Here is a 12,270-nt window from a genome sequence, read left to right on the forward strand (position 1 = left end):
GTATACATCAGGCAATATACTGAATATATGTTTTTTTAATAAACTTTTTTTTGAATTAAGGGAAATTTAAAATTAGTTAATAGTTAACAATTATCACAGTAAATAATGTAGAGACATAGCAGTGCTACGTCTCTACAAGGGTTCTGGGTAACGCATATTTAATTTCACCAGATGTCTAGTAGCGATCGCTTATAATATAAAATTTCAAAATAAAATCAAGAAGTTAAATTTTAAAAGGATTAGGGGACGATCGCAACCATGTAAATTTAGTCATTTAGTTAATAACGGAATTTAATTCATTTGTCTTTTAACAAGAGCATGGCCAGATTGAACATCAAACCAGTGAATATCTTCAGGGGGCAATGCTAGTGTAATATTTTCGCCACTCCAATTTTGGTCTGTTGGCAATAAAGCACGCACCGTAATCGCTCCGGTTTGTGAACCCTCAATGTTGACACTGACCAAATAGTGCATACCCAAGTTTTCAACTAAAAACACTCTCCCTTGGATAGTCTGGGTATCACCTGGTTGAGCAATGCGGACATCTTCTGGGCGGATTCCCAAAACAATCTGCGGTGGTACGGTCGGTATATCGGGGAGAAGTACTTGGAAGTTACCTGCGATCGCATATTTTCCCTTACAAGGTAAAGTTAGTAAATTCATTTGCGGACTACCAACAAATCCAGCCACAAATAGATTAGCGGGATGATTATAGATGCGGTCAGGCGGATCAAGCTGCTGGACATAGCCATCGTTGAGCAATGCAACTTTGGTGGAAAGCGTCATTGCTTCGGTTTGGTCGTGGGTGACGTAGACAACTGGCACTTTTTGGGCTGCAAAAATTTGCTTGATATCGGCTCGGACTCTTTCTCGCAGTAGTGCATCCAGGTTACTTAAAGGTTCATCTAGCAGGTACACATCGGCATTACGCACCAAAGCACGACCGACAGCAACCCTCTGGCGTTGACCTCCAGACATTTGTCCAGGCTTACGGTTCATTAACTCTGCTAATCCTAAAACTTCTGCTACTTCTGCAACTCGCTGTTTAATTTCTGTAGGTGGTACTTTTTTCAGCTTGAGTCCAGAAGCGAGGTTTTCGTACACTGTCATGTGAGGATAGAGTGCATAGCTTTGAAAAACCATTGCAATGTTGCGATCGGCTGCTCGCTTATAGGTGACATCCACATCTCCAATCTTGATTTGACCGCGAGTAGGTTCTTCAAGACCCGCAATCATTCTTAGGACGGTAGATTTGCCACAGCCAGAAGGGCCAAGTAAAGTGAGAAACTCATGGTTATCTACAGTTAAACTAACGTCTTTAACAGGGACAACTTTAGGATTATAGGTTTTGTTTAAGTTTGTGAGTTCGAGTTTAGCCATTTGTCATTTGTCATTTGTCATTGGTCATTTGTCATTTGTCAGAAATTATTATTCTCCCCTCTGCTTCCCCTGCTCCTCTGCTTCCCCTGCTTCCCCTGCCTCCCCTGCCTCCCCTATCCTTTGACAGCACCAGCAGTAAGACCTTGGACAATTCGGCGCTGGAAAAACAAAACTAGTAAAATCAGGGGTAACGTCCCCACAACAGTTGCAGCAGCGATCGGGCCATAGGGAATTTCATATATTGTCGCACCACCCAACTGAGCCGCAGCAACGGGAATTGTCTTCAACTCTTCACGGGTCATAAATGTGAGAGCGAAAATAAACTCGTTCCAAGCAAAAATAAAGGTGAGGATTCCAGTAGTCACCAAGGCGGGAAGGGTCATCGGTAGTACGATTTGCCATAGTAACTGAAAGGTGTTGTAGCCATCGACCCTAGCGGAATCTTCCAAATCTTTTGGCAATTGTTGAAAAAAGCTTCTCAATACTAAAATTGTTAGCGGCAAATTAATGGCAGTGTAGGGTATAATCAGCGCCAGATAATTGTTGCCGAGTTTAAGGGCTTGGATAATTTCTAACAGTCCTAAGAACAACAGAATTCCGGGAAATAAGGTAACAATTAGAACGCTGGCGAGGATAAATCGTTCTCCCCAAGGGCGTAACCGTGCCAGTGCATAAGCCGCAGGTGCGCCGATCGCTAAAGATACGGCTGTAGAAGTAATCGATACAAAGGCACTGTTGAAGATGTAGCGCCAAAATGGGCGACGGGTGAATAACTCAATGTAGTGATTAAAAGTGAATCGTGTGGGAAAATAGACAGTAGGAACGGCGGCAATATCCTCATTCACTTTAAACGAGGTCAGTAATTGCCATAAAGCTGGGGATAAGCTGAATAGCACTACTAATACAACTATTATGGGCAGCAAGATTTTTTTAAGAGAAAACTTGCTTTCCCCTTTTGGTTTTGGAGTCGTTGGAACTGCTTGGGGAGTTACACTCATGGGTTAAATGGCTCCTGATGTTTTGGCACGGTATTTGTTAAGCAAGAAACTAGCGATCGCCACCGCAGCAATTAATATTAAAAATGTCACTACTACCAGGGCTGCTCCATAACCAAAATCTAAGTAGCGCATCACCGTAGAATAAATATACAATGACACCACTTCCGTAGCGCCACCAGGGCCACCCCCGGTCATCACGGCAATCAAGTCGAAAATCCCAAAAGCTTGAGCAAACCGAAATAGCACTGCAATTAAGATTTGTGGCAGCAGCAGTGGCAGGGTAATATTGCGGAAGCTTTGCCAAGCATTTGCCCCATCGACGGAGTAAGCTTCATAGAGGTCTTGTGATATCGATTGCAATCCAGCTAGCAACAGAATACTGATAAACGGCGTAGTTTTCCAAACATCAGCAAAAACCACTGCTATCATCGCCAGCGTTGGATCTCCTAACCAGTTAATTCCAGTCCCAATCAGCCCCAACCGCCGCAGAATATCGTTTACAACCCCAAACTGGTCGTTAAAAATCCAAGACCAAGCTAAACCAATTAGAGAAGTAGGCAAAGCCCAAGGGATAATGGCGATTGTACGCACTATGCCGCGTCCAAAAAACGCCTGATTGAGAACTAGAGCAATCCCCAGTCCTAGCAGTAGTTCTGAGATTACTGATGCTGTTGTGAATACCGTTGTCGCCCACAAACTCTGCCAGAAACGACCGTCTCCCGCCATCCGCACATAATTTTCCAAACCAGAAAATACGGGTTGTAACTCTGTTCCCAGATTTCTAGTAAATACGCTTAACCAAAATGCTCGTAAAATCGGGTAGGCAAATACAAACAACAACAGCAGCAATGCGGGTGTTAGTAATATCCAGGCTGTTTGTTGTTCACGACTTCTGAGTGTATTTAAATTTGTCATTTGTCATTCGTCATTTGTCATTTGTTATTGGGCATTGGCAAAGAGGAAGCAGAAAGCACAAGTTGTTTAATTTTTAATTTTTAATTTTTAATTGCTTTCCCCCTGCTCCCAGCAATCGGCGCGTTTCGGCAGCAGCAGCTTGCATTGCTCGTTGAGAATTCATCCGACCAGATAAGGCGGCGCTGAGATAACGCTGCAAAATATCTGATGTCTGAGCATATTGAGCGATCGGCGGACGTAAAACTGCATTGTCCACGACCTCCAATAATTGCGGATAGTGGGGGTATTTAGCAACAATCTCTGGATCTGTAAACAAATCCCGGCGACTTGGCACATAGCCTGCGCTGAAAATAAATCGGCGCTGTGCTTCTCGACTGGTAAAATATTGAATTGCTTTCCAAGCCTCTTCGGGATGTTTAGAGGTTTTAGAAATCCCTAAACCCCAGCCCCCAAGACAAGCTGCTCCCGTTTGCCCAGGAGCATGAACCATCGGTTTAATTGCTATTTTGCCCCGGATTGGCGAATTTTCTGCCTGGGCTAAAGGCCACGCATAAGGCCAACTGCGTAAAAATGCTACTTGACCACTTTGGAACAAGCGTCGGGTGTCTTCTTCTTGATAAGTCGTGACTCCAGGAGGAGAAATGCCTTCTCTGATAGTACTACGTAGAAACTCAATGGCTCGTAATGTTTCTGGTCGATCTAGTCCAACTTCGAGGGTGTCGGGATTAACCCAGAAACCACCAAAGCCATCGAGAACTTCTGCAAACATCGCCACAAGTCCTTCATATTGACGACCTTGCCAAACATAGCCCCACTTCACCTGGTTTTTCTTCTGTAAGACTTGAGAAATTCGGAGCAAATCATCAAAGGTTTCTGGCGGTTGCAATCCTGCTTGTTTGATTAAATCTTCCCGGTAGTAGAGCATTCCCACGTCGGAACGCACTGGAATACGGTACAGCTTGTCTTGATAACGTCCTCCTTCTACATCCTGCGATGAAAATGCTCCCAGATCCTGTTTAGAAATGCGATTGTCTAAAGGTAGCAACCATCCAGCAGCAGCAAACTTGGATGTCCAAATAACATCCATATTAACTAGGTCATAAGGGGATTCACCTAAGATAAAAGATGAAGTATATAGGTCTTCGAGCAAATTTGTAGCATTCGGCCCTTCAACCAGGTTTATGCGAATACCTGGGTTCTCAGCCTCGAAGTCTCTAATCAAACCCTGCCTCCAAGGTTCGGCATCAGGGGCAGTCATTAACAGATTCAGGGTAACTGGTTGCTGTGAGAGTGCTACCCAACTGAACAATATGATGCTCAACAGAGTTGCGAGGAAAACCCCTATATGTAAATAACTCTGTTTTTGGATAAATTTTTGTAACTTGTTTATTGGCTTTCGGTGCAACATTATTAATGTAGCGATCGCTAGTACCGCAAGGCAGAAGTCAAAAGTCAAAAGTATTATGGAATCTGCTTTTTAGGGATTTTAAATGGTTGCTCTATTTCCGCCGTGGCGTACTAGTGGTAATTATTCAGAAATAAAAGCATAAATTATCTGAAAAAAAATTGTTTCATATTTTAGTGTACTCCTTTGGAGAACCCGCAGGGTAGCGATCGCCAAAGTACGGATGTTGCGATTACTTTGCTTCACTACATTATGTACCCTGCACGAACGCCAAGGGCGATCGCAATGACAAATTATATTTTTAGACATTTGGGATGCCCCCGTTCATCGTTGCCTTCAGTAACGGCTTTTTTCTTTGTCATGTCTTAACAAGCATATTTTGTGGGCATCATAATCCCAAGTCAAATACATCAGCTAGCAACCATAAAACTTTTTGGCAGCAAGTTTTATCATTTACAACTATGTATCGATTTATGGCAGACAATTTTAGACGTTATTTCTTTGTTTCTCGATATAGTTTGTATACTGAGTTGATTTTAGGATACTTACAGATTCAATCGGGAGTCATATGTAGCGTAGGTATTTGGACATTATCAGAAGCTAAGTTACAAGCTGCCCAAGCACATCAGACTTGGAAATCACCTTCAGAATTGACCGAGCGAGTCAGCAAATTCAAGAGGCAAGAAGAAAGTACGCTTAAAATGCCTCCCTATCGATTAAAGCCAACACCCATTTTGATGGCGGCACCCGAAAACTTCAATCCTGATTTGCAATTACCGACAGCGCTACCCGAACCACCGCAGAATTCTAGCCCACCACCAACTTCCACTGAACCACCGCAGAATTCTAGCTCACCAACAACTTCTACCGAGCCAAAAAAGCCGGGTGCAGTTTTGGAAAGTATTTATACGGACTATCGCTATGACACAGATAACTTTGGCCAAACCAATTTATTCTTTGAACCAAGGATTCAGTTTCGATTGAATAATGGCAATAAAATATTTATCAAGACAGGTTTTAACTTCTTTGAGCAACGTGGTGTTGAATCAGTTACTAATTTTCCCTTGCAAGTTGGATGGCAGGGAAAAATTGGGCAAACGACTTTGCAAACAGCAGTTGGAGTCGATGTGTTCAATCGTTTACCTACAGCTATTAATCTCAATGCTAAGGTAGAGGTTCCGATTTCACGGCCACGAGTTTCGTCATCCGGTCAATTGCTATCGGCAGTAATGCTATCAGGTAATTTAGAACAAGGGCCTTATAAATCTAATGCCCGAACTTTAGACAATCAAATTACTGCTTGGCGATTTGGGCCTGATTTGTATTGGCAGATTGACCGTCACACCAGCTTGTTTTCATCATTACGTTTGGGCAGTTATAACGATGGTAATGCTGAGGTGCAGTCATTTAGTAGGCTAGAGCGCAAGTTTGGACAGTTTTCTCTAGCAGCTAACTTATTCAATTGGAGTTTTGCTCGCAACTTAGAACGCACAAGTGGCTATTTTTCTCCAGCAGATTTCTTAGTGTACAACGCTGAGGTGGCTTGGGAAGGAGATATTTCTAAATTCTTACGCTGTCGCCTCGCTGCTAACTTAGGACAGCAGCGACTTCAAGGAGAATTTGATAACGCCTATACCTATCAAACGCGCTGTACAGTAAAGCTTTCACCAAATATAGAGACAGAGCTTGGCTATAGCTTTAGCAATGTCCGAAATCAAGAAACAGGGGGAAGTGCATACGCTGGTAATTCCTTGACAGGGCAGTTGCGGGTCAAATTTTAGAAGGCAGGGGGCAGGAGGTAAACCCTATAAATAATTTCAAATCTAAAATCTAAAATCCAAAATTGTATAAGCCTTAAGAATGAAAGCACCATTACCTGATAACGAAACACAGCGAATCGAATCTCTTTTAGAGTATAAAATTCTCGATACTGGTTCGGAAGCTGCCTTTGACGACCTTACCCGTTTAGCCTCATATATTTGTGAAACTCCCATTGCCTTAATCAGTTTAGTTGATAGCGATCGCCAGTGGTTCAAATCAAAAGTTGGTCTGGATGCGCTACAAACACCCAGAAATGTGGCATTCTGCGCCCATGCTATTATGCAGCCTGAGGTTTTTGTTGTACCTGATGCAACAGTTGACGAAAGGTTTGCTACAAACCCCTTAGTCACCTCTGACCCTAATGTTCGGTTTTATGCTGGTATACCACTGACTAACCCTGAAGGATATGCGCTAGGAACACTTTGCGTAATTGACCGTGTACCAAGAAACCTCTCTTCAGAACAAGTTGAAGCATTACGAATTTTAGGTCGTCAGGTAATCAAGCAACTAGAAATGCGGCGCACTTTAGCAAATTTAGTATTGGCGAACGATACACGCAAACAGGCACAGAAGGTACACAAACAATTTTTTAAAAGAGTAGCGGGGGGGTTTGGGTTAGCATCGGCAATTCTAGTTTTGATTGGTATGATTTCTTATCAAAATACACGTATATTAATTGATAATAATAATCAGGTAGAAAAAACCCAAGAGAAAATCAATAAACTGGAAGAATTACTGTCTGAAATGAAGGATGCTGAGACCGGACAACGCGGTTATATCCTCACTGGACAAGAAATTTATCTGGAACCTTATCAAGCAGTAATTACAAACATCAATCCAAAAATTGCAGAACTGAAGCATTTAATCTCAGATGAACCTGGCCAACAAAAGCAGTTTGCAAACCTTGAATCTTTGATAGCTGCAAAACTTGTCATACTCAAGCAGACTATATACCTGCGTCAAAATCAGGGATTCGAGGCCGCCTTGCAGGTAATCCAAACAAATCAGGCAAAAAATCTTATGGATCAGATCCGCAAGGTCATCCATGAGATAGCGAATCAGGATAAAAGGTTATTAAAACAACAGTCACAAGCTGCAAAAGCCAGCGCTAAAAACACGATTTTGACACTTGCCTTCGCTATTTTTTTAAGTTTTCTTGTTCTGGCTATAGTCTACTACTTCATTTTTCGTGAGGTAAAAGAGCGTAAATTAACAGAGGAGACACTAAACACAGAACGCAACTTTATCTCAGCAGTTCTTGACACAGCCAGCGCTTTGGTAATAGTTCTTGACACACAAGGGCAAATCGTTCGCTTCAATCAAGCTTGTGAACAAATAACTGGTTACTCATTTGATGAGGTGAAAGGAAGGCATTTCTGGAACCTGTTTTTACTTCCTGAAGAGATAGAGCCGGTTAAAGCAGTTTTTAAGGAGTTGCGTATTGGTGTAGGTCGTAACAAATACGAAAACTATTGGCTAACGAAGGATGGCAGTCGGCGGTTGATTGCTTGGACTAACACTACCTTGCAAGATTATGAGGGCGACGTTGAATACATTGTTGGGACAGGTATCGATATCAGTGATGCCTATGAGGAACTTCGTTTACGTAAACGAACTGAACAACATTTGAAAGCAGAGTATGCTACAACACGCGTCTTAGCAGAGTCAACTACAATCAACGAAGCCATGCCCCAAATTCTGCAAGGAATCTGCGAGAGTTTGGGATGGAATTTAAGTGAATTTTGGATAGTAGATCAGCAAGCAAATCTACTGTCATTGCTAAATTCATGGTATAAAATATCCTACAAAATGCAAGAATTTGACATCTTAAGTCGGCAGATTACGTTTGCACCAGGAATTGGGCTGCCTGGTCGTGTCTGGGCTAGTGTTGAACCTGTTTGGATTGCTGATGTTGTTGAAGATCAGTATTTCCTCCGCTCTCAAATCGCTGCCCAAGCAGACCTGCACGGAGCTTTTGGTTTTCCGATCCGTAGTGGTAAAAAAATTATTGGTGTCATTACCTGCTTTAGCCATGAAGTCCAGCAACCTGACCCAGATTTGGCAACGGTCATGAATTCTATTGGTGATCAAGTAGGGCAGTTTATTGAGCGCAAACAGGCAGAAGAAGAACTTCAACGCCAAAATTTGCGATCGCAACTATTTACTGAAATCACCCTCAAAATTCGTCAATCTTTGCAAATCAAAGAAATTCTCCAAATCACTGTTACGGAGGTACAAAAAATCCTCAATAGCGATCGAGTTTTGATTTATCAACCATTGGCAGATGCATCTGGAGCCACCATCGTTGAGGCAGTAGTTTCTGGCTGGCTGGCAATCAAAGACAAAGAGCTAGTCGATGCTTACTTTCAAGCGGAATATACACAGCAGTATTATCTACAGCAGTATCGTCAAAAACGGAATCTGGGGCTTATTGACTTAGATATAACTGAAGTCCAAAAAAGCCACATCGAATTACTGCAACAATTTGGGGTAAAGTCCAATTTGGTCATACCCATTCTGGTCAAAGAAGAACTCTGTGGTTTGCTAATTGTCCATCAATGCGGTAGCTACCGTCAATGGTCTAGCTTTGAAACTCATCTTTTACGACAAATCGCCGATCAAGTAGGTATTGCCTTAGCCCAAGCCCAAATGTTAAACGCAGAAACTCAACAGCGAAGAGAACTCGAAATTGCTCGTCATCAAGCTGAATTAGCTTCTAAAACCAAAAGTGCTTTTTTAGCGAACATGAGCCATGAAATCCGAACTCCGATGAATGCTGTGTTGGGCATGACAGGCTTAATGTTAGACACTCCTTTAAACTCGGAGCAACGCGATTTTATTGAAACAATTCGGATTAGTGGAGATGCCCTCTTAAGCCTAATTAACGAAATTTTGGATTTATCCAAACTTGAGGCTGGGGAAATGGCTCTAGAAACTCTAGATTTTGACTTATCTACCTGTGTAGAAGAGGTGTTAGAACTATTGGCTCCCCCAGCCCATAATAAGGGATTAGAAATTGCCGCATTAATTTATCCCAATGTCCCCACCCAGCTGCAAGGTGATGCTGGCCGCCTGCGGCAAATTCTCATGAACCTGATTAGCAATGCGATTAAGTTCACTAGTAATGGAGAGGTAGTACTACGAGCAGAATTACGTTCGCAAAACTCTACTACAGCCACCATCTATTTTTCCATCACAGATACTGGTCTTGGTATTACCTCTGAAGACCAATGCAAACTCTTTGCGCCATTTACCCAAGTAGATGCTTCTACAACCCGCAAATATGGCGGTACAGGTTTGGGATTAGCAATTTGCAAGCAACTAGTGAGCTTAATGGGAGGAGAAATTGGCGTAGAAAGTCGCTTGGGCAAAGGATCTAAGTTTTGGTTTGAAGTAACTTGTGCCAAGCAACTTCACCCTATTTCGTCAGCAAGCGAACCCGGACTTCTGACTAATCGGCGCTTGTTAGTAGTGGATGATAATACTACTAATCGCAAAATCATCTACCATCAAGCTACTCGTTGGGGAATGATTGTAGATCAGGCTGCTTCGGCTGTTAGTGCCCTCAAAGCTATTCAGGAGGCTGCCAAGCAGAAAATTCAATATGACGTTGCTGTGATTGATATGCAGATGCCAGAAATAGATGGCATGACTTTAGGAGAGCAAATTAAGACAAATTCAGCGATCGCTAGTCTACCTTTGATTATGCTTACCTCTACTAATCAACGGGATGAAATCCAACGGGCGCTCAAAATAGGATTTGCAGCTTATTTAGTCAAACCTGTTAAGCCGTCCCGACTCTTCGATACCATCATGACTGTTTTAGGAGGGCAGATGGAACAACAGGAGTCAGAATTGAGCAGTCAGGAGGTAAAAGTCAAAAATCACGAAAACAAGAGCAACTATTATTCTCCTGTGCCTAACTCCTCCAAACTTAGAATTCTTTTAGCTGAAGATAATCTGGTAAATCAGAAAGTTGCCTTGAAGCAACTCCAAAGCTTGGGCTACAGTGCTGATGTCGCTGGTAATGGAAAAGAGGCATTGCAGCTATTAGAAAGAATTCCCTACGATTTAATTCTGATGGATTGCCAAATGCCAGTTCTCGACGGTTTAGAAACCACAAAAGAAATTCAGCGTTGGCCACAAAGTAGCTTTGTCAATAATCGTCGTCCTGTAGTAATTGCGATGACAGCGAATGCCATGAAAGAAGACCAACAAATGTGTCTAGATGCCGGAATGGACGACTATCTAAGTAAGCCAGTAATCAAAGAAAAATTGGCTGTGGCGCTAGAGCGTTGGGGAGGTGCAATTTTTAAAGAAAAAGAAACAGATGCTTTGGAACAGACAGTTTCTCCAACGGATGTAGATTCATTTGACCTCCCAATTGATTGGAAACGCTTGCATCAACTCTCAGAAAATAACCTAGAATTTGAGTTGGAACTACTACAAATGTTTGTTGAAGATATTCAACCTCATTTAGAGGCAATTAAAACAGCGATCGCTGATCATGATTTTGAGCAACTAGCGCTCCGAACTCATCAAATTAAAGGTTCTAGTGCCAATATTGGAGCTATAACTATGCATCTAGCCGCAGAAAAACTAGAACAACTAGCGAAAAAGCAAGAGCGCCGAGGTACTAGTAACTTAATTTTAGAGTTAGAAGAGTTTGTTAAACGCATCCAAGAGTTTTTGATCTGTAAAGATAGTAACGCCAAAAGTTGAAAAAATAATATTTCTTAATAAATTAACGTTAACAATTTTTTCTGAGTAATCATGAAAAATATTTATTTTCATTTCTCATTACTTATTTCCTATTTTCCAGATAGAACTTGTGAACAACTGGGAATAATAACTTTGATGTACTAAAAAAAGTACATTCGGTGAGTTAGCTGCATCAAAAGCTGAGAATTTTCAGCCTAGATGTTCAGTTAAATGGCATCACCTTCTATTCCCAATTGATTACCGAAATGTGAGGCTTTCCTAATGAGTCAGATGAGTAGAGACGATGTACGAGAACGGCTTGGTAATATCGACCAGATCCGCGATATTATTCTTGGAACACAGCTAAGAGAGTACGAAAATCGATTTAACAAGTTGGAATCAGATATATCTCTCCTGCAACAACAGATGCGATCGCATGTCGATCAACTCAAGTCTAACTTTTCGGCTGAACTAAAAGCAGGGTTTGAGGCATTGGATAAAAAGCTGAAGTCACTTAACCTAGCAACTCAAGAAGAAACTCTTGACTTACGGCAACAGGTTGATAGACTTAATAAAAAGTTCTCTAATAGCGTTCAATCGCTCGATGAAACTTTAGATAACCAAACTACCTCGATTAGAGATGAAATCTTTCAGACGAAAGTCCAATTACAAGATGATGTCACGGCATTACGGGATCTGATTTTAGAAGAAATAGATCGACGCTTCTCGCAGTTGACAGACACTAAAGTTTCTAAAGACGATATGGCTGAAACTTTGTTTGCCTTGGGAATGCGTCTGAAAGAAACTGAATTTATTCCTAAATTGCGAGAAGCAGCCGATGAACGCAGTGATGAATATACTGCTGTACCGCTTTTAGAAACTACAAAGTTGTCAAAAGTGTTCACTCACTCCAATAGTACAGCAGAATTACATTCGTAATTAAGTTATAAGGCAAGGAGAGATAAGGGAGATGGGAAAGATAATGACTCCAAATTCTTAACTCCTAACTCTTGTAGAGATGCAATTAATCGTGTCTCTACTCTTAATTCC

Annotated in this window: 8 protein-coding genes; 3 read left to right on the forward strand and 5 right to left on the reverse strand. The window is 41.8% G+C overall.

The features are described 5' to 3' along the window. Nucleotides 1-291: 291 nt before the first annotated feature. The 5 genes from RMZ43_RS29920 to RMZ43_RS29940 form a co-directional block, all read right to left on the reverse strand. A complete protein-coding gene (locus RMZ43_RS29920) occupies nucleotides 292-1,380 on the reverse strand; it encodes an ABC transporter ATP-binding protein (RefSeq protein ID WP_322652406.1) in 1,089 nt (362 codons plus the stop codon). A 113-nt stretch (nucleotides 1,381-1,493) separates the two neighbouring features. Then, nucleotides 1,494-2,378: a carbohydrate ABC transporter permease gene (locus RMZ43_RS29925; RefSeq protein WP_322652405.1), complete on the reverse strand. Its 885-nt coding sequence runs from the start codon at nucleotides 2,376-2,378 to the stop codon at nucleotides 1,494-1,496. 3 nt (nucleotides 2,379-2,381) lie between these two features. After that, nucleotides 2,382-3,293, reverse strand: coding sequence for a carbohydrate ABC transporter permease (locus tag RMZ43_RS29930; RefSeq protein ID WP_322652404.1), 912 nt, complete (start codon nucleotides 3,291-3,293; stop codon nucleotides 2,382-2,384). Nucleotides 3,294-3,366: 73 nt separating this feature from the next. Next, nucleotides 3,367-4,701 carry an ABC transporter substrate-binding protein gene (locus tag RMZ43_RS29935; RefSeq protein WP_322652417.1) on the reverse strand — a complete coding sequence of 445 codons (1,335 nt, stop codon included), beginning with the start codon at nucleotides 4,699-4,701 and terminating at the stop codon, nucleotides 3,367-3,369. Nucleotides 4,702-4,821: 120 nt separating this feature from the next. Further along, complete coding sequence (locus RMZ43_RS29940; protein WP_322647806.1) at nucleotides 4,822-5,007, reverse strand: hypothetical protein; 186 nt, start codon at nucleotides 5,005-5,007, stop codon at nucleotides 4,822-4,824. A gap of 164 nt (nucleotides 5,008-5,171) precedes the next feature. Here RMZ43_RS29940 and RMZ43_RS29945 point away from each other — a divergent pair, with 164 nt between their 5' ends. The 3 genes from RMZ43_RS29945 to RMZ43_RS29955 all read left to right on the forward strand — a co-directional run bounded on the left by RMZ43_RS29945 (nucleotide 5,172) and on the right by RMZ43_RS29955 (nucleotide 12,159). Beyond that, the gene (locus RMZ43_RS29945; RefSeq protein ID WP_322652403.1) at nucleotides 5,172-6,479 is read left to right on the forward strand and encodes a hypothetical protein; all 1,308 of its coding nucleotides are present in this window, start codon (nucleotides 5,172-5,174) and stop codon (nucleotides 6,477-6,479) included. 79 nt (nucleotides 6,480-6,558) lie between these two features. After that, on the forward strand, nucleotides 6,559-11,241 hold the full coding sequence (locus RMZ43_RS29950) for a response regulator (RefSeq protein ID WP_322652402.1): 4,683 nt from the start codon (nucleotides 6,559-6,561) through the stop codon (nucleotides 11,239-11,241). Nucleotides 11,242-11,511: 270 nt separating this feature from the next. Then, nucleotides 11,512-12,159, forward strand: coding sequence for a hypothetical protein (locus tag RMZ43_RS29955; protein WP_322652401.1), 648 nt, complete (start codon nucleotides 11,512-11,514; stop codon nucleotides 12,157-12,159). The last annotated feature ends 111 nt before the right edge of the window (nucleotides 12,160-12,270 follow it).

The organism is Nostoc sp. CmiVER01 (assembly GCF_034531135.2).
Classification (GTDB): domain Bacteria; phylum Cyanobacteriota; class Cyanobacteriia; order Cyanobacteriales; family Nostocaceae; genus Nostoc.